We start from the raw sequence: 17,273 nt of genomic DNA on the forward strand, positions 1-17,273 counted from the left end.
TGTTCTGGCGTGAAGACGCCGCAGGCTCCACCGTTCGGAACATCGCCACGCCGCCCGGGTTGGATTCCAATCACCCGAGGAGCCCCCAATGCAAATCCAACCGATGATCAGCACCCACCCCGACGTGCGCGGCAGCGTCAATGACAGCCTCGTTCGCGCGATAGAGGCGGCCTACGGCTGCGCCGCCGTGTGCCGCATCTGCGCCGACGCCTGCCTCTCCGAGGAGATGGTGAGGGATCTGACCCAGTGCATCCGCCTCGATCTCGACTGCGCGGATGTCTGCTTGGCCACGGCAGGCCTCGCCGCGCGGCGCGCCGGCAGCAACGAGGCCTTGATCAAGCGCATGCTCCAAACCTGCGCCGAGGCCTGCGCCGATTGCGCTGTCGAATGCGAGAAGCACGCGGAGATGCACGAGCATTGCCGCATCTGCGCCGATGAATGCCGCCGCTGCGAAGGCGCCTGCCGGGACGCCGAGGCCTCGATCACGCCTTCGCGCCACTGAGGCGAACGTCGTCGCCAAGGCTTGGCCCGACAGTGCTGGACGATGTCCGTCGCCCAAGCACCCTCGCCCGGGCCGGTGATCTCAACAAGCGCACGATCATGATGCGTCGTCTTGTCGATGGACCTCTGTACGCAACGCCCGCTAGAAGGCCGCTTCCTGTTGGGGAGTAGCTTCCGACGATTCATCGTCGGGGCCGGGTCAACACACTCGCGCTTCGGCGCGTGGTCCGGCCAGCGGAACCGCCGCCTAGCGAGACCAGCGCGTCCCACCGCCGCACCGGCAGGGGAGGGAGGCGCTGTTCGTTGCCCGGTGGATGCCCGTCATGACGCCCGTCGCCATCGCCGTCCTGTCCCTCAGCATGTCCACCGACGCGTTCGCGGCCGCGGTCGGCCGTGGCGCTTCGCATCGACCGACCCTGCCAGGCGCGGTCAAAGCGGGACTGGTGTTCGGCGTCATCGAGGCCATCACGCCCTTGATCGGCTGGGCGCTTGGCATGGTCGCCGCTGGCCTCGTCGAAAGGATCGACCACTGGATCGCGTTCGGCTTGCTGGCCGCTGTCGGCGGCAAGATGATCTGGGAAGCGACCCGTCCGCGGTCGGAGGAAGCGGGCGAGGCGTCCCGCCGGTCCGGACCGTGGGGGCTGATCGCCACGGCTGTCGGGACCAGTATCGACGCTGCCGCCGTCGGCGTCGGCCTTGCGTTCATTGGAGCCAATATCTGGGTCATCGCCGCTTCTATCGGCGTCACGACCTTTTTGCTGACCACTGTCGGCATGCTGATCGGTCGGGCGGTCGGCCAGCGCTTCGGCAAAATGGCCGAACTGATCGGCGGCCTTGCCCTCGTCGCGCTCGGCCTGACTATCCTGCTTGAGCACCTGGGCTTTATCGGCGCTTGATCTGGCGTGAGCCTGTTCGCTCCCCGGGGCGCTCCGGCCAGCATCTATGCGATCGAGCCCAGTTCTTCGATCACCGGACACCGGACTCGGCCGCCCTCACTGCAGTCTGCGACGGCTTGCTTAAGCACCAATCGCAGCCGTTCGAGGTCCGCGATCTTGGCGTCCACGCTGGCGAGGTGGTCCTGGGCCATGTCGCGAACTTGGCAACACGCCTGCACGCCGGGCTCGCTGAGCGCGATCAGCCGCCGAATGGCGTCGATGCCGAAGCCCAGCTCGCGTGACCGACGGATGAAACGCAGGCGTTGGGCGTGTTCCGGCTCATAGCTCCTGTGGCCGCCGTAGGTCCGGGCCGGGGCTGGCATCAGGCCGATCCGCTCGTAATAGCGCACCGTTTCCAAGTTCACTCCCGCGCTGGCCGCGAGACGCCCGATCGTCAAACTTCGTGTGGACATGGCTCTTGATCCCGTAGTGGCTACGGGTTGTAGCCTATAGCAGAAATCGAACGGGAGGCTCCATGGCCATCGATCAAGACCGACCGAGAGATCCTGAGCTCGCCGTCAGCGCCTCGGCGGCCATCGGCGCCGCCGCCTCGGTGTTCGCCTGGGCCGCCTGCTGCGTGCTGCCCCTCGCTCTGTCGGTGGCGGGCGTATCCTTCGCCGGGGCCGCCGTCATCGCTGGCGCGAGAAACTGGCTGACGCTCCTGGCCGCCGTCATCCTCGCCGCCGGCTGGTTGCTCCATTGGCGCCGTCTGCGCATGTGCAAGAAGGACGGCGCATGCCGGCGCCCTTCGCGCCTGGCGTTCTGGCTGCTGGTGACCGCCAGCGTGCTGATCGTCCTGTCCCTGGCGTGGCAGCCCTACATCGAGCCCTGGGCCATGCCCCGACTGGCGGCGATGCGATGACGGCCGCCTTCGTTCTGGAGTCGACGCTGACCTGCCCGCATTGCGGTCATGTCGCGACGGAGACCATGCCCACCGACGCTTGCATCTGGTTTTATGATTGTCTCGGGTGCGGCTTGAAGCTGAAGCCGTTGCCGGGCGACTGCTGCGTATTCTGCTCCTATGCCGACGTGCCGTGTCCTCCGATCCAAGTGGATGGGAAGGGCTGTTGCGGCTAGGCTTCGGTGGCATCGCCGCATTCGGAGCTCGCCGTGACCGACCACGCAACGCCCAACCTGCCGTCGCGGGACTTCGAAACCACCTCCCGGTTCTACGCCAAGATCGGCTTCGAGGAGGGCTGGCGCGACGAAGGCTGGATGATCCTGAAGCGGGGCGGGCTGACGATCGAGTTCTTCGCGCATCCTGACCTGGATCCGCTCACCAGCAACTTCAGCTGCTGCCTGAGACTCGACGATCTGGACGCATTTTACGCAGCCTGCCTTGTCACCGGCCTGCCGGAAACCTGTTGGGGTCAACCCCGCTTGCACCCGCCAAAGGTCGAGGATTCAGGGCTGCGGATCGGCGCGCTGATCGACCCGGACGGGACCTTGGTCCGCCTGATCCAGAACTGAGGCTTCGCGCCTTGCTCCGATGCACGCCTTGGGCGAGACTCGCCCGATGAAGACTTCGATCGATCATCTGCGGCCGCGCAAGCAGGTGGAACTGCGCCGGGTGGTCGAGGTGATCCGGGAGTCCTTCGCCGAGGCCGTCTCGACCCGCCGGGCCGAGCGGCTAAAGAACGGCAAGATCCTCAAGATCATCCTCTACGGCTCGTATGCGCGCGGCGACTGGGTCCACGATCCGGTCGGGCGCTATTTCTCTGACTTCGATCTGCTGATCGTCGTCGATCATGAAGACCTGACCGATGGCGAGTTCTGGCACGACGCCGAGAACAAGCTGATGCCGGGCGAGACCCTGATCCGCACGCCGGTGAGCCTGATCGTGCACAGCCTCGACGACGTGAATGAACAACTGGATCGCGGGCGCTATTTCTGGGCCGACATCGTGCGCGAGGGGATCGTTCTGTTCGACACGCCGGGCGCCAAGCTGCGCAAACCGGCGGACCTGAAAGCGCAGGTCGCCTTGGCCGAAGCCGAGGAGTTCTTCGCCGACTGGATGGCTAGTTCGCGGGAGTTCCAAGCCGGCGCCGCCTTCTACGTTGAGCGCGACAACAACAAGCTGGCGGCCTTCAGTCTTCATCAGGCGAGCGAGCACCTCTACCACTGCGTCTTGCTGGTGGTGACGCTCTATAGCGGCAAGGCCCACAACCTCGCCTTCCTGCGCAAGAAGTGCGAGGCCATAGACCCCCGCATGGCCGAGGCTTGGCCGCGCGAGACCAAGTTCGAGCGCCGGTGCTTCGAGTTGCTGCGCGAAGCCTATGTGAAGGCGCGCTACTCCAAACACTACAAGATCAGCGCCGAGGAACTGACCTGGCTGACGCAGCGCGTCGAGGTGTTGCGGGCCCTTGCGACGGCCGTCTGTGCGGAGCGGCTGGCCCATCTGCGTGAAGCGGCGAGCCATGACCCTGCCGCGTGATCTGATCCCGCCCAGCATGCGCGCGACGTTGGACGCGGCCAGACGGATAGCCGATCCGTTCGAGGATGTTCGCCGACAGCATGACATGCTGCGCGCGAGCGGCGCGCTCGGCATCGCCGAGCGCATGAAAATGGACACTCCGCTGGCCTACGCCGCGATGGGTCGACACCCGTTCATGGACCGGACGCAGGGCGTCGGAGCCCTGATGAGGGCTCAGGCCGACGCGGATCGCATCTATCGGGCCGCCTTTCCGAATGGCCTGATTGAACAGGCCGAAAGGATCGCCGAACTATCCAGGGGCTTCGCCCTACCGGATGTTCTGGAGGGCTTCAGGACACCCACGGACAGTTTCGTGGATCGCATACTGCGGCTCAATGACAGTGGTCTCGGCGCGAGCGCCCTGGCGATTGGGCGGCCCGCCCAGATCGAAGCCTTCGCGCGCGCGTCGGCTATGGCGGACATGTTCGCCGAGAGCGACCGGCTGACGCGTGGCGTGCGGGAAGCGGTCGGGGCCTTCTCCATCACGGAGATGCCGCAGTTCGCCAATCTGGCGGGCTATCGCAGTTTCCTCGACGCGGCGGGCCTGCGGCTGTCGCACTGGCCGAAACGGCGTCTGTTGACGATGGCCGAGAAGCGGCGTCGCCTGAAAGCGCGCCTCCAGGCCAACTCGGCTCCGCCTCACGTGAAGCGGGCCAAGACCCTGGTGCACCGCTACGAGCTGACCCTGCGGGAAATCCTCGATGCGGTGATGGCGGAAACCTACGGCGAGGACTGGGCGGACGAGCGCCTGCCGCTGTGCGACTGCAAAGATCTGCTTGGGAAGTGGAAGAAGCGGGGCGGCGAGGTTTTCGACCACGCGGACTACACCCACTACGCGCGTATCATGAGCCATCCCGAGCATTTCCAGGCGATCTTCGAGGCCGGCTTCGACGATCCCGAGGCGGTGTTCGATCTGCTCAAACAGGCGGGGAAGCTGCGCGCCGCCTCACATCACGCCCATCTGTTCACACCGGATGACCTCAAGGCGCTCCGTCTGACCTGGAACCAGATCGAGACGGGTTTGCTCGCGCTCACGCCAGACTTCGAGCTGGAATGGGCTGGCTAGGCTGGAGGCGGTGCCGTCGAGCGACGGGCGGTGGCCTACCTGGAGTTCAATGCAGTACTTCGCCGCCGACGGGATCGACCTGACGCAGCTGGCCGGCGGCGTCCTGGACGAAGACCTCGACCCGCGCGCCCCTGTCGATCAGTGTCGTCGCCTTGATGAGCGCGGACTCGATGGCGTCAACGCTGAAGTCGAAATGCCCCGAGGTTCGGCCGTCGCGAAGAACCCGCCAGTCGCCATCGCCGCGGATCACCGTGAACTGGATTGTGTCGGGGTGCATCGCGTAGCGATCGCCTCCTTACGCGTCCGCCGGTCATGCGTGCGGTCGTAGCCAATCTACAGGCCTTCTCTGGGCAGGTTCAAGAAGGCCCTGATCCAGACTTGTGCAGGGCCAGAAGGTCCGACCGGAGCAGGCCGTGCGCTAGGAGGGCTCCGAGGCGGGGTGAGGGTCTCTCGCCGGCGGGCCAGCCCGCGCGGCCTCTCGAAGGGCTTGATCTGACCGAAAGCCGTCCGTCTTCCGCAACCGGGCGGGGCGAGTTTCTTCCCCGGCCTGGCGGCCTCCTCGCGCAAGTCAAGAAACACGCCCCGCCCGGTCCTTCGCATGCGCTGCGGGGTCTCTGACGCCTGCGGCGCTGCGACCTGCGGGCCGTTCGTCTCCCGGTCCGTCGATCGCCATCGAGGCCGCGGCAGGCGTGGCCCGAGATCAGCAAGGAGAGACTTCCATGGCCACCATCGGTTCCTTCACCCAGCAGGCGGACGGCAGCTACAGCGGTTCGATCAAGACCCTGACCCTCAACGTCAAGGCGGCCCAGCTCCGGGCCAACGAGAAGACCGACGACAAGGCTCCAGACTTCCGCATCTTCTCCGGCCAGACCGAGTTCGGCGCCGCCTGGAAGAAGACCAGCCAGCAGAACCGCGACTACCTGTCGGTCAAGCTCGACGATCCCAGCTTCCCCGCTCCGATCTACGCCTCCCTGGTCGAGATCGAAGGCGGACACAGCCTGATCTGGTCCCGCTGAGCGAGCCGCGGCGGCGCTGACGACAGCGCCGCCGCCCCTTCTTCACATCCCATTTTTCGAGGAGGCCGCTATGTCGCGCCCCGACGAACCCTCACGTTCCGATCTCCACACCCGCATCACCCGCCAGATCGTCGCCCAGCTCGAAGCCGGCGTCCGGCCCTGGACCCAGCCCTGGGCCGCATCCGAAAGCGTCAGCCGGCCGCTCAGGCACGACGGCACGCCCTACCAGGGCATCAACGTCGTCCTGCTGTGGGGCGAGGCCGCGGCCCGAGGCTTCCAGTCCGCCACCTGGATGACCTTCCGTCAGGCGCTGGCGCTGAACGCCTGTGTCCGCAAGGGCGAGCGGGGTTCCACCGTCGTCTACGCCGATCAACTGGTCCGCACCGACGCCGATGACGCCGGCGAGGAGGCGACCCGGCGAATTCCCTTCCTGAAGGCCTACACCGTCTTCAACGTCGAGCAGATCGAGGGCCTGCCCGCGTCGTACGCTCCGGCGCCGACGCCGGTCCTGAACTCGGGTCAACGCCTCGCTCGGGCCGAGGCGTTTTTCGCCGCGACGGGGGCGGAGGTCCGTCATGGCGGCGGATGCGCCTTCTATGCGCCGGAGCCGGACTTCGTGCAGATGCCGGCGTTCGAGAGCTTCCGCGATCCGGAAGCCTATTACGCCACGCTAAGCCACGAGCTGACGCACTGGACCCGGCATCCCAGCCGGCTCGACCGCGACTTCGGACGCCGCCGGCACGGAGACGCCGGCTATGCCCGGGAGGAACTGGTGGCCGAACTCGGCGCCGCCTTCCTCTGCGCCGACCTCGGACTGGCCCTGCAGCCTCGCGAGGATCACGCCGCCTATCTCGCCTCCTGGCTCGAAGCGCTGCGCGACGACACGCGGTTCATCTTCTCGGCCGCCGCCCACGCCCAACGCGCCGTGGCGTGGCTCCATGCGCTCCAGTCGGGATGATGTCTGGTCTCCGGCGTCAGCTTCAGCCAGCCTTCGCCCAGGAGGGTGGCGATGGCCGACAACAAGAACCAGCATTTTGTCCCGAAGGGCCATCTGAAGCCGTTCTCGGTCGACGGCGAAGGCAAGGCCATTCACCTGTTCAATCTGGACGCCGGCCGGGCCATCCCGAACGCGGCCGTCCGCAAGCAGTGCTCCCACGACTATCTCTACGGTCGGGACGCACAGCTCGAGAGGGCCATCCAGACGATCGAAGGGGCGTACGGGTCAGCGATCCAGAGGCTGGTCATCCAGGGCGCGGACCCGACCGGGCTCGATCGCCTCGTGCTTCGCCGGTTTGTGCTTCTCCAGCATCTGCGGACCGAGGCCGCGTCCGTCAGCGCCAGCCAGATCGCCGCCGCCCTGGCGCAACTCCCCGGGGTCCTGCCGGACGGGGAGGCGTTCGACCCGAAGGCGGCGATGCTCGAGGCCGTTCAGGCGGCGATGCTGTTCTATGCGCGCTCGATGAAGATCGTGGACGATCTGCAGATGACGCTCGTCCGGAACCGGACCGCGACGCCGTTCGTGACCTCCGACGATCCGGCGGTCCTCACCAATCGCTGGCACCTGCAGAACCCCCGGGCGCGCGGGCTGGCGTTCGGGGCTCGCAGCGGCGGCGCGATCATGCTGCTGCCGCTGTCTCCGCAGCTGCTCGTCGTCTTCCACGATCCGGACGTCTACGCCGTTCCGCATCAGGACGGCGTGATCGAGTTGCGACGCGAGGACGACGTGCTGGCGCTCAACGACCATCAGATCCTGAACTGCGCGGCGAACCTGTATTTCCGGAGATGGGAAGACAGGACCCTCGTCGCGGATGCGGTCAGGGAGGCGGCCGACCGTCGCCAGACCCCGCGACACCGGACGACCTATGCGGTCCGGGACGAGGTCGTCGGCGAGCACGTTCGCTACGAGGTGCGCCCCCTGGCCGACATTGTTCCGCAGGCCGATCGGGATGTGCTCGTGCACACCGAAACGCTCCGCGCCCGGCCCGCCCGATGGCCGAGGTTTCTGCAGTATCGGCGGGACGGCCGTCTGTACTCCAACGGAACGCGCACCGGGTTCGTGCGCGAAGGATGCCTCGCAGCGGGCTTCGTCGAGGGTGCCGGCTACCGACGCGTCAGGGTCTGAACCCTCCGGCTGGGGCGTCCGGCAGGACGGCGGGCGAGCGGCCGTCTTCGGTCGCCGAGGGGAGGGCGGCTACACCTGAGGCCTACGGGGCGAGGGGGGTGACGGTCTAGGGCAGGATAGGCTTTGCGCCGGCAATGTCTGACAAAGCCCCCGACCGATGGACCGCCTCACCCTTCGTCTTCCACCTGATCTGGCGCGCCGCTTCGACGCCGCGGCGGCCGGTCGCGGCGGGCGCTCGCGGTTCCTGCGCAGCCTGATGGAGGCGGCCGCCCAGGCGCCCGTGCCCGAAGCTCCGGACCGTCCGCCGGGCGGCGGGGCCGGCAAGCTGACCCTGCGCCTCGGGGCGGACGACCTGGCCCTGGTCGAGGCCGTGGCCGCCGGCGTGGGCCTGTCCCGGACCCAATGGTGCGTCGCCCTGATCCGCCGACGTCTCCATGGGTCGCCGCAGTTCAGTCCGCCGGACGCGATCGTCCTCATCGAGGTTCAGCGCGAGCTCCGGCGCATCGGCGTCAACGTCAACCAGATCGCCCGGGCCCTGAACACGGCGGTGATGGAGGGCCAGGTGCTCGACCTGGAGACCGCGCAGCTGGCCGCCTTCACCGAGGAGATTCGCCGCCATCTTCTCGGGCTGCGCGACGCCTTCGAGGGCAATCTCGCCTATTGGGCGTCCGAGCCTTGAGCTCGATGCGGACCCCGTCCGGCTTCGAGGAGGCGCTGCGCCCCCCGGTGGACCTACGGCGGGCGCGGCTGACCCCCGCGGTGCTCGGCAAGCTCTCGTCCAGGGCGCCGGACGCGGCGCGCAGTCAACTCATGCGCGTGGTCCGGGGCGCGCCGGAGGTCATGGTCAAGATCACCGGGCGCACGCGCGACGGCGGCCATCTCGTGCGCCATCTCGACTACATCTCCCGCGACGGCGCCCTGGCTCTGGAGGGGCCGGACGGCGAGCGGCTGGTCGGCCGTGAGGCGGTGAGGACGCTGGCCGGGGACTGGGCGGCGGAGCTGGCCGTGGAGCCGCATCGCCGGAAGGATTCGCCGGCGTCCCTGTCCGTGGTCCTGAGCATGCCGGCCGGGACCGAGCCCTATCGGCTGCACGATGCGGCGCGGGCCTTCGCCGCCGCGACCTTCGGCGACCGGTTCGCCTATGTGTTCGCGCTCCACGACGAGGGACGGCATCCGCACGTGCATCTCACCGTGCGGATGCTGGGTCGGGACGGGGAGAGGCTGAACCCCCGCAAGGCGGACCTGCAGGCCTGGCGCGAAGGGTTCGCCAGGACTCTGCGCGAGCGAGGCGTCGAGGCGGAGGCCACGCCACGCAGGGCGCGAGGCGTGGTGCGCAAGGCCGACCCGATCGCCATCCGGAAACTGCGGGAACGCGCGATGGCGGGTGGGACCGACATGCCCCGCGTCCTCGCCTCGGCCTGGCGCGAGGCGGTCGAGGGCGGGACGGGATCGGAGCCCTGGCGGCGGCCGATCCGCGCCCGCCAGCTGGCGGTCCGTAGGGCCTTCGTGGCCGAGGCCGTCGCCCTGCAGAAGTCTGGGGACGCCGCTGACCAGCGGTTCGGAGAGGCGATCGAACGGTTCGTCCGCGCATTGCCCGAGGTCGAGACCCGCCGCGACCTGCTGCGACGACGGATTGAAGCGGCCAGGGAGACGCCATCCCGCCAGCGGGATGACGGGCGGGCGCCGGGCGGACGCGCTCGATAGGGGCTCGCGCCCCGGTCAGCGGTCGCGGCCGCCCCTGGAGGGCCGGTCTTGCGCGTCGCGCGAGCGCTCCAGATAGGGCGCGGCGCGGGTCCAGGCGCGGGCGATCAGCCGCGCCTGCATCTCGGGATCGACCACCACGGCGCGGACGACCTGGGCGGCCATGGCCAGGCGCGCCTCCACCGTGCGGGAGGCGGGCTTGCGCTCCAGCGATCGGTCGCGGTCCGCCGCGGGCGGGCCTTGGTCGCGACCGGCTGGCGCGGCCGCCGCGCGGTCCCGTTCGGTGGGTCGATGACCTTTCACCTCGAGGCCGAGCGCCTGGGCCTGGACCCAGACCTCGCGCCGGAATGCGTCATCGCCGGCGACGCGGAGGCTCGACCATCCCCGGTGTTCGGCCACCTTGAGCATGTCGGCCACGGTGTCGGGGTAGGACTGGCGGGCGACAAGCGATCGGCCCTTGTCCTGGAACATGGGTTCGCGGGCGCGGTGGTCGCGATAATAGCGTTCGGGACGGCCTTGCCGGTCGCGTTCGACGAGATAGCGGTCGAGCAGGGCGGCGGGGACGTCGCCCGTGTCCAGCGACCGCGCCCGCCGCGCGCCGGCGTCGCCGACGGGCGAGAGGCGATTTGACGGCGCCGCGGTCTTGTCCGGACTGGCCATCAGCGGTCACGCGCCTCCATAAGGGCCGGCCCGGGCCGGCCCGCCGTGTCGATCATCCGGTCGATCCAGTCGCCGAACTCGGCTTCCGAGGCGGCCGACGTGGGCGGGGCGAGACCCTCGGCCGCGAGTTCGGCCGCGAGGCTGTCGAAATCCAGGCTCGGGGTGTCAGAGCCGATCGGCGAGGGGTCGGAGCCCGCGGCCGGCGCCGGGGCGGGCGGAACGACCGGCGCATCGCGGAGACGATCGGTGAAGGCCCGCTCGCGGTAGTAGAGGATCTTGCGCGCCCGGACCGGCGGCAGCCCGGCCTTGAGGACCAGCAGGGCGTCGGCCGGCAGCTGCATCAGCTCCTGCGGCAGCATCAGGGCGCGGCGCTGGTCGGACTCCGTCTGGCTGCGGCGGCCTTGCGCCAGACCGCTCGGCCGGCTGCGGCTGCGCGCGCGGTAGGTGTAGTAGCCGAGCCGTTCGCTGAGGTCCTGGGCGACCTTGAGCTCCTTCGGCGCGAAGACCACCTCGATGCCGCAGTTGGTCAGGATCTCCTCGGCGAGATCCGCGCCGTAGAGGCCGCGCAGCTGGGACGGGCTCTGGATCACCGGCAGCAGCCGCAGGCCATAGCCCGCCACCCAGGCGAAGGCATGCGCCAGGACCGGCGCCCGTCCGAGCCGGGCGAACTCGTCGAGCAGGACGAGCACGGGGCGATCGGTCGGACCGGGCAGGGCGCGGCTGTTCAGGTCGACGAGCTGCTGGAACAGCAGGGCGTAGAGCGGAGCGACGCGCAACAGGTTGTCCGGCGAGGCGCCCAGGTAGAGCGAAAGGCCGCTCTGGCGGACCGTCCGGAGATCGAAGTCGCTGGCGCTGGTGGCGGCGTCGACGGCCGGGTTGAGCCACAGGCCCATCCGGCTGGTGATCGACTGGCGCACCGAGGCGAAGGTGTTTTCGCTCGAGGCGCAGAAGTCGGTGAGGGCCGAGATGCAGCCGGGCGACAGCGGACGGCCCTGGCGGCGGCGCGCCTCGATCAGCGCCGGAAAGCGCAGACGGGGATCGCCCTGGGTCAGCTGGCGATAGATTTCGCCCAGGGTGAAGGGCCGGTCGGGCGTCTCGGCGACGAAGGCGCCGACGCCGATGAAGCCGATCCGGGCGGCCTCGGACCAGAACGGGTCGGCGTGATCGCTGCCGGTGAACAGCATGGCGGCCATGCGCTGCAGTTCGTCCAGCACGGCGGCGGGATCGCTCCGCTCGATGTGGGCGAGCGGATTGTACCGGGCCGTGCGCCCGTCCTTCGCCAGGGGATCGAAGAGCAGGACGCGCTGGCCGGCCTCGGCGCGGTAGCCGGCCGTGGCCGCGAAATTCTCGCGCTTGATGTCGAGGACCACCACTGAGCCGGGCCAGGCCAGCAGGTTGGGAATGACGACGCCGACGCCCTTGCCGGTGCGGGTCGGCGCATAGAGGATGACGTGATCCGGCCCGTCAGCGATCAGCAGGCGGTCGCCGGCCCGGCCGAGGATCACCCCCTGACGCGCGCGCAGACCGGCGCGGCGCTGCTCCGAAGCGGACGCCCACCGGGCCGCGCCGTGAAGCGGGCGGCGGGCGTTGAGCGCGACCGCGGCCGCAAGGACCAGGCAGACGAGGCCGCCGGACGCTGAGCCGATCGTCAGCCAGCGGCGGACCTCGGGGTCATGCCGGTAGTAGAGGAACCAGGCCGGGACGCGGGCGGGATCGATGTCGCCGGAGAACCGGCCCAGGCCGATCAGGGCGACGGCCATGGCGAAGACCCCGACAACGCCGAGGCCGAGGAGCGCGGCGGCGCCGAGCAGCGCCGTCCTAGCCGCCCGGCTGGCGCTTGCGAACCGGGTCATGCCAGACCTCCGTCACCCGGAAACGCCCGTCGACCTTCTTCATCTGGATGACAACGTCGACGAGCAGGTGGAGCAGGGCGCGGATGTCCTCGCGCGGCAGGTCGCGACCGCCCTCGGATTCGCGCACCAGCAGGGTGAGCTGTTCGAAGGCCAGGGCGGCGGAATCCGCATGCACCGTGGTGATCGAACCGGGGTGACCCGAGTTGACGTTGCGCAGGTAGAAGAAGGCCGTGCCGTCGCGAAGCTCCTGCAGCAGGATGCGGTCCGGCCGCATCCGCAGGGCGCTTTCCAGAAGCTGTTTGGGGCCGATCCGGGCCAGACCCTGCCCGTCCTTGGAATAGACGAGGTGGACGACATTGCGGTGCGGCACCACGAACTCGCGGGTGTCCTCGATCGTCAGCAGGCGCTCGTGATCCGGAATCAGCTCGATCAGCCCCTTGGCCAGGGTGGTCTTGCCCGAGCCCGTCGCGCCGGAGATCAGGATGTTGCGCCGGGCCGCCACCGCCAGGGTGAGAAAACCCGGCCAGTCGCGGGCCTCGCGCAGCCGCACCAGTTCGGCGTCGGCGGGGTCGGACGCGTCGGCCTGGGCGTCGGCGACCTGGTCGAACAGGCCGGCCGCGGAAAAATCCTTCAGACCCAGGCGGCGCCGCGACGGCTTTCTCAGCGTCAGGGACAGGCCTCCGTCGGCCGCGACCGGCGGCAGGACGATCTGGCAGCGGATGTCGCCGGGCAGGGTGGTCGAGCAGATCGGCTGTTCGGGGCCGACGTCCTGCCGGGTGTAGGCCGCGGCCGCCACCGCCAAGGTGCGGAGCCAGGCCTCGGTCAGCTCCGGCGCCTCGGACCAGCGCCAGGCCCCGTCGGCCTCGACCCCGACCTCGCCGGGCCGGTTGATGACGACCTCGGTGACGGACGCCGGCTCCAGGAAGGGGCGCAGCGGCGCGATGTAGTGATCCAGAACGGAGGTGTCGTCCATCAGCGCGGCCGCAGCTGATAGACCCCGGAGAAATCCAGGTCCTGGGCCACGAAGATCGACACCTCGGCCCCCTGACCCTTGCGCAGCGTCGGCGGGATGTCGACCGAGCCCTGAAGGGCGACGCTCGCGGCGTCGGACGGCAGGCGGGCCGTGGCGGAACCGCCGTCGCTCCGACCCACGGCGGCGTAGACGCCGTCGTCGACGATGGAAAGCAACAGGGCGCCGCCGAACCGGTCCCAGAACCGGGTGTCCACGTCGCCGTCGAAGCCCGAACGGCCGAGCGCGTCGGCGGCCGGCGAGGCGAGGGCGACGGCGACGCCAGTGGGCGTCACGGCCCGGGTCCACAGGACGAACAGCCGGCGCCGGCCCTGTTGCAGGCCGCCGCGATACTCGCCGAGCACCCGGGTGCCGCGTTCCATCAGCACCACGGCGCCGTTGTCCGACCAGGCGTCGCGCGGCAGGACGCAGGTCACATAGCCGGGCGTGGTGCTGTCCATGGCGGTCTGCAGGACGCAGGGCACGCTGGTCCCTGCGGTGATCAGAAGGTTGCGGTCCGGCAGACGGCCCGCCCGCGCCTGGCTCACCGGCGTGATCTGACGCAGCTGGTCGAGCGAGGTCGGGGCGCCCGGAGGCAGGGAGGGCGCCACGACCGGCGGCGCAGTCGATGGGCCGCCGCCGGCGCGGCTATAGGCGAGGACGGGCGCGCGCCGGGCGCTTTCGGCCAGTGCGCGCCGCTGTTCCGCCGGCGAAGGACCGGATGCGGTCGGCGCCGGGTCCCGGGGACCCGCCTCAAGGGGCGGGACGACCTCCCCGTCGGTCAGCGTCGGCGCATACGGATCGACGGCGCCGTCGTCCAGCAAGGGCGGTGTTTCGCGGCGGGCAGGCTCGAACGGCGCCGTCTGCCGGGGCGGCTCGTCGCGCCGGGTCGGCTCGGCGCCGTCCGCGTCCCCGCGGTCCCAGCTTGCGATCAGGAAGACGCCGCACCCGACCGCCAAGGCAGCGAGGGTGACGACCTTGCCCTGCCGTCCGCCGAGCCGGCCGGCGATGGGCGAGACGCCGCGGTCGGTCGCCGGCGACGGCGGCTTCGGATCTTCCGGCGGCGGGGTCGGATCGAGGTGGCTCATGACGGGCTCCCCGCCGGCGCGCGATCGACGGCGGGCGAGGCCGTGCCGGTGCCGAGGCCCACGCCGCGGGCGTCATGGGCGTCGTTGAACAGGCAGAGGACCGACCGCCCCCGCCTCAACCGCAAACCGCGCACGACGCCATGGATGACCACGAATTCGCCGCGCACGTCATAGGGGACGAGACGCTCGGACCCGTCCTCCCCGACCTCGAACAGGGCCGGCAGGGCCTGGACGCCTGGGAAGCGCAGCACGGTGAAGCGGCCGTTGTCGCTGACCTCGCTGGGCTGCAGGGCGGCGTCGCCCTGGGCCGACCAGGCCAGGTTGCGGGCGCCCTCGACGATGCCGCGCTCCAGCTCAAGACTGATCAGGCGCTGCTCCACCGCCTCGGCCGAGGCGGCCAGGGTGCGGGCCGCCTCGGCCTGTTCGTCGGCCGGGTAGCGGAACCGGACCTGATAGGCGATGGCGGTGCGGTCGCCGGTGTCGCGGGCCACAAGTTCGAAGGCGTAGTGCCGGGCTGCGCCGCCGCGATCGGTGACGACCAGCAGATTGGTCGGCTGGTGACGTTCGCGAGGCTTGAGGAAGAGCACCGAGCCTTCCGCGGCCACCTCCCAGGCGACGCTGTCCCCGATCGCGGCGTGACGGATGGTCTCCTCGGGCGAGAAGACGATCTGGGTCGCCGTGCGGAACGCCCCGGCGATCCGGTAGACGGCCGCCGGATCGTAGGTGAGCTCGTGGATCCGGGGATCGGGCAGGGTCTGCGCCGCCACGGGGGAGGTCAGGGCGAGCCCGGCGATGAGGGTCAGGAGGGGTCGGGGGGATTTCATCGGATGACCTCCGGATCGGCGCGGTAGGACGTGACCTGGAAGCCGAGGGGGTTCCTCAGCCGGTCCGGTTCGGACATCGGCGCGCGGGTGTAGGTGAAGGCGATGGTGGCGATCCAGTCGCTCTCCACCGTCTGCTGGGCCTGGCGGACCGTGCGGTGGAAGCGGACGTTGGCGACGCCGTCGTTGATGAAGCCGATGGCCCGGATCGAGACGATCGCCTCGCCGTCGCGCCCGTAGAGGTTCTGCGGGCTCGCCGGATTGGAGCCGCGGAACAGGTCGGCCCAGCGCCGCTGCTCCGACGGGGCGGACAGGATGGAGACGAGCCGGAAGGCGTCTTCGGCGGCCGGATCGAGGTAGCCCTCGCGGTGGCGGACGTACTGGGCGAGGAAATATTTGCTGACGGCCTCGTCGTAGCGAACCGGGCCGTCCTCGGCCGAAAGGCCGCGCACCACGTCGACCGCGCCCGTGGTCTGATCCACCCGGATGACGAAGGGTTCGGTGGATTTCAGCGGCGTCAGCATGGCCACCGCGCCGGTCGAGATCACCGCCAGACCCGTGGCCAGGGCGGCGGCCGACCAGGCGAGACGGCGCGACCGCAGCGCGGACGCCAGCCGGTCCTGATCCCAGCGCCGCGCCTCCGCGAAGTAGCGCTTCAGATCGGGGGAGGGCACGCCGCTCATGCGCAGCCTCCCGCGCCCGGGTTGACCGCGGCGCCAGCCGCCGGCGCGGCCGGTTGCGGCGGGGCCTCCGGGGCGAGCACCGAACCATGTGGATTGGCCGGCCGCCGGTCTGAGCCGTCGCAGGCGGGCAGGACGGGATCGCCCCGGTGGGCGCAGCCGGCCAGCAGCATCAGGCCGGCGAGCAGAAGGGGTCGGCAGGTCATGTCAGGCGCCTCTCGGTCGAATGGAGCCGCCGCCCCTGGGCGGCTGGCGGTCAGCTTCCTGGGGACCCTGGCTGCGACCGGAGCCGCTCCCGCCCAGGGCGGCGGCGTTGGCGAAGTCGGCGAGGCCGGCGCTGGCGCCGCCCGCGACGCCGGCGGCGATGGCCGGGGTCTGCAGAAAGAAGATCGCCCCCAGCAGGCACAGGGCGATGAAGATCAGCCCGCCGATCATGGGATCGGCGCCCTGGATCGCGCCCCACTGGTCGCGCACGAGCGACAGGACGAGCTGGAAGATGACGATGATAAGGGCGAACAGGACGAGATAGTTCACCGCCTGGCTCAGCCATCCGAAGAAGAAGCGGCGGGTCGCGTCGAACAGGGCGCAGGCGATGAAGATGGGGCCCAGGGTGACGAGCAGCGCCAGGGCCAGCTTGGCCACCAGCACCACCCCGAAGCCGAGCGCCGCCGCGAGAGCCCCGATGATGAAGACGGCGGCCGACACCACCCACGGGCCCGGATTGAAGGCCGAGCCCTCGCGCGAAATGTCCTCGCCCAGCCAGGCCGCATAGGCGAAGAACTGGTCGAAGGCCGCGCCGACGCTCGGCGTGTCCGCGCCGCTGACGGCCCGGGTCAGGGCGTTGGGCAGGCCGGTGAACAGTGGCTCGGTGACGAAGGTCGAATAGGCGGCCGTGGTCGCCAGCAGATAGAGGAAGGCCAGCTTCAGCGACCGGACGGCGAAGTCCATGACCGGCTCGCTGATCGCCCCTCTCAGGATGGCGATCCCGTAAAGCACGACATAGAGGACCAGGGCGATGCGCAGCGGTCCCTCGACCTCGGCGATCACCGACGACAGACGGTCGCCGAGGAAGACGTTGAGCCGTTCGTCGATGAAGTCGTAGCTGGGCTCGAAGACGCGAAAGCTCATCGTCGGGATCCTCGGAAGGCCCGCTCGTAGGCGCGCATCCGCGCCTCCCGGCGCGCTTCGGCCAGGCCTCGTCGGGCCGCCTCGCATTCGTCCTCCTCATGTCCGGCGTCGCAGTCGGCGACCACCCGGGCCGCCTCTTGCGGATCGGCGGCGAAGTCCCCGGCGGTCCGTGCGGGCGCGCCGCAGCCGGCCAGGCCGAGGATCATGAGAAGGGCGGTCC

General features: G+C 69.9%; 22 protein-coding genes and 1 riboswitch. Of the genes, 12 read left to right on the forward strand and 10 right to left on the reverse strand.

Annotated features, from left to right (window positions below):
- Nucleotides 1-88: 88 nt before the first annotated feature.
- Nucleotides 89-502 (forward strand): four-helix bundle copper-binding protein, encoded by a 414-nt coding sequence (locus ACODSC_RS02925; RefSeq protein ID WP_488811666.1) that lies wholly within the window; start codon nt 89-91, stop codon nt 500-502.
- A 152-nt stretch (nt 503-654) separates the two neighbouring features.
- Nucleotides 655-824: riboswitch (yybP-ykoY riboswitch) on the forward strand.
- Entirely contained in the window at nt 825-1,397 is a 573-nt protein-coding gene (locus ACODSC_RS02930) for a manganese efflux pump MntP (protein WP_488811668.1), read from the forward strand.
- Nucleotides 1,398-1,441: 44 nt separating this feature from the next.
- Here the strand turns inward: ACODSC_RS02930 and ACODSC_RS02935 are convergent, their stop codons facing one another.
- A complete protein-coding gene (locus ACODSC_RS02935; protein ID WP_488811670.1) occupies nt 1,442-1,849 on the reverse strand; it encodes a MerR family transcriptional regulator in 408 nt (135 codons plus the stop codon).
- A 62-nt stretch (nt 1,850-1,911) separates the two neighbouring features.
- Between ACODSC_RS02935 and ACODSC_RS02940 the strand changes: the two genes are divergently transcribed.
- From ACODSC_RS02940 to ACODSC_RS02960, 5 genes are read left to right on the forward strand one after another with little or no spacing between them, the layout of a single operon-like run.
- Nucleotides 1,912-2,298 carry an MFS transporter permease gene (locus ACODSC_RS02940; protein WP_488811672.1) on the forward strand — a complete coding sequence of 129 codons (387 nt, stop codon included), beginning with the start codon at nt 1,912-1,914 and terminating at the stop codon, nt 2,296-2,298.
- Nucleotides 2,295-2,513: a GDCCVxC domain-containing (seleno)protein gene (locus ACODSC_RS02945; RefSeq protein WP_276568684.1), complete on the forward strand. Its 219-nt coding sequence runs from the start codon at nt 2,295-2,297 to the stop codon at nt 2,511-2,513. Before ACODSC_RS02940 ends, ACODSC_RS02945 begins: the two co-directional genes overlap by 4 nt.
- Nucleotides 2,514-2,546: 33 nt before the next feature.
- Nucleotides 2,547-2,906, forward strand: coding sequence for a bleomycin resistance protein (locus ACODSC_RS02950; RefSeq protein ID WP_488811674.1), 360 nt, complete (start codon nt 2,547-2,549; stop codon nt 2,904-2,906).
- Between the two features lie 46 nt (nt 2,907-2,952).
- Complete coding sequence (locus ACODSC_RS02955; protein WP_488811676.1) at nt 2,953-3,870, forward strand: HEPN domain-containing protein; 918 nt, start codon at nt 2,953-2,955, stop codon at nt 3,868-3,870.
- Complete coding sequence (locus tag ACODSC_RS02960) at nt 3,854-4,975, forward strand: hypothetical protein (protein ID WP_292156124.1); 1,122 nt, start codon at nt 3,854-3,856, stop codon at nt 4,973-4,975. The genes ACODSC_RS02955 and ACODSC_RS02960 overlap by 17 nt, the downstream gene beginning before the upstream one ends.
- A gap of 46 nt (nt 4,976-5,021) precedes the next feature.
- Here ACODSC_RS02960 and ACODSC_RS02965 read toward each other — a convergent pair whose 3' ends face one another.
- Nucleotides 5,022-5,252, reverse strand: coding sequence for a hypothetical protein (locus ACODSC_RS02965; RefSeq protein WP_292156123.1), 231 nt, complete (start codon nt 5,250-5,252; stop codon nt 5,022-5,024).
- Nucleotides 5,253-5,694: 442 nt separating this feature from the next.
- On the opposite strand from ACODSC_RS02965, the gene ACODSC_RS02970 reads away from it, so the two are divergent.
- The 5 genes from ACODSC_RS02970 to ACODSC_RS02990 all read left to right on the forward strand — a co-directional run bounded on the left by ACODSC_RS02970 (nt 5,695) and on the right by ACODSC_RS02990 (nt 9,817).
- Nucleotides 5,695-5,991 carry a DUF736 domain-containing protein gene (locus tag ACODSC_RS02970; protein WP_185224682.1) on the forward strand — a complete coding sequence of 99 codons (297 nt, stop codon included), beginning with the start codon at nt 5,695-5,697 and terminating at the stop codon, nt 5,989-5,991.
- 70 nt (nt 5,992-6,061) lie between these two features.
- Entirely contained in the window at nt 6,062-6,949 is an 888-nt protein-coding gene (locus tag ACODSC_RS02975) for an ArdC family protein (protein WP_488811679.1), read from the forward strand.
- 51 nt (nt 6,950-7,000) lie between these two features.
- Nucleotides 7,001-8,113, forward strand: coding sequence for a DUF4238 domain-containing protein (locus tag ACODSC_RS02980; protein WP_488811681.1), 1,113 nt, complete (start codon nt 7,001-7,003; stop codon nt 8,111-8,113).
- Between the two features lie 157 nt (nt 8,114-8,270).
- The gene (locus ACODSC_RS02985; protein ID WP_185224685.1) at nt 8,271-8,792 is read left to right on the forward strand and encodes a plasmid mobilization relaxosome protein MobC; all 522 of its coding nucleotides are present in this window, start codon (nt 8,271-8,273) and stop codon (nt 8,790-8,792) included.
- 5 nt (nt 8,793-8,797) lie between these two features.
- The gene (locus tag ACODSC_RS02990) at nt 8,798-9,817 is read left to right on the forward strand and encodes a relaxase/mobilization nuclease domain-containing protein (RefSeq protein ID WP_185224686.1); all 1,020 of its coding nucleotides are present in this window, start codon (nt 8,798-8,800) and stop codon (nt 9,815-9,817) included.
- A 15-nt stretch (nt 9,818-9,832) separates the two neighbouring features.
- Here the strand turns inward: ACODSC_RS02990 and ACODSC_RS02995 are convergent, their stop codons facing one another.
- The 8 genes from ACODSC_RS02995 to ACODSC_RS03030 form a co-directional block, all read right to left on the reverse strand.
- The gene (locus ACODSC_RS02995; protein ID WP_488811683.1) at nt 9,833-10,474 is read right to left on the reverse strand and encodes an LPD7 domain-containing protein; all 642 of its coding nucleotides are present in this window, start codon (nt 10,472-10,474) and stop codon (nt 9,833-9,835) included.
- Nucleotides 10,474-12,327 (reverse strand): type IV secretory system conjugative DNA transfer family protein, encoded by a 1,854-nt coding sequence (locus tag ACODSC_RS03000; protein ID WP_488811685.1) that lies wholly within the window; start codon nt 12,325-12,327, stop codon nt 10,474-10,476. The genes ACODSC_RS02995 and ACODSC_RS03000 overlap by 1 nt, the downstream gene beginning before the upstream one ends.
- Nucleotides 12,293-13,300 carry a P-type DNA transfer ATPase VirB11 gene (gene virB11 / locus ACODSC_RS03005; RefSeq protein WP_404413599.1) on the reverse strand — a complete coding sequence of 336 codons (1,008 nt, stop codon included), beginning with the start codon at nt 13,298-13,300 and terminating at the stop codon, nt 12,293-12,295. The genes ACODSC_RS03000 and virB11 overlap by 35 nt, the downstream gene beginning before the upstream one ends.
- The gene (gene virB10, locus ACODSC_RS03010) at nt 13,300-14,424 is read right to left on the reverse strand and encodes a type IV secretion system protein VirB10 (RefSeq protein ID WP_205196147.1); all 1,125 of its coding nucleotides are present in this window, start codon (nt 14,422-14,424) and stop codon (nt 13,300-13,302) included. Before virB10 ends, virB11 begins: the two co-directional genes overlap by 1 nt.
- Nucleotides 14,421-15,248 carry a TrbG/VirB9 family P-type conjugative transfer protein gene (locus tag ACODSC_RS03015; protein WP_185224690.1) on the reverse strand — a complete coding sequence of 276 codons (828 nt, stop codon included), beginning with the start codon at nt 15,246-15,248 and terminating at the stop codon, nt 14,421-14,423. Before ACODSC_RS03015 ends, virB10 begins: the two co-directional genes overlap by 4 nt.
- Nucleotides 15,245-15,928: a VirB8 family type IV secretion system protein gene (locus tag ACODSC_RS03020; protein ID WP_185224691.1), complete on the reverse strand. Its 684-nt coding sequence runs from the start codon at nt 15,926-15,928 to the stop codon at nt 15,245-15,247. The genes ACODSC_RS03015 and ACODSC_RS03020 overlap by 4 nt, the downstream gene beginning before the upstream one ends.
- A gap of 204 nt (nt 15,929-16,132) precedes the next feature.
- Nucleotides 16,133-17,053, reverse strand: coding sequence for a TrbL/VirB6 family protein (locus ACODSC_RS03025; protein WP_404413606.1), 921 nt, complete (start codon nt 17,051-17,053; stop codon nt 16,133-16,135).
- On the reverse strand, nt 17,050-17,259 hold the full coding sequence (locus ACODSC_RS03030) for an EexN family lipoprotein (RefSeq protein ID WP_185224694.1): 210 nt from the start codon (nt 17,257-17,259) through the stop codon (nt 17,050-17,052). The genes ACODSC_RS03025 and ACODSC_RS03030 overlap by 4 nt, the downstream gene beginning before the upstream one ends.
- Nucleotides 17,260-17,273: the final 14 nt, after the last annotated feature.

The organism is Brevundimonas sp. FG128 (genome assembly GCF_057809775.1).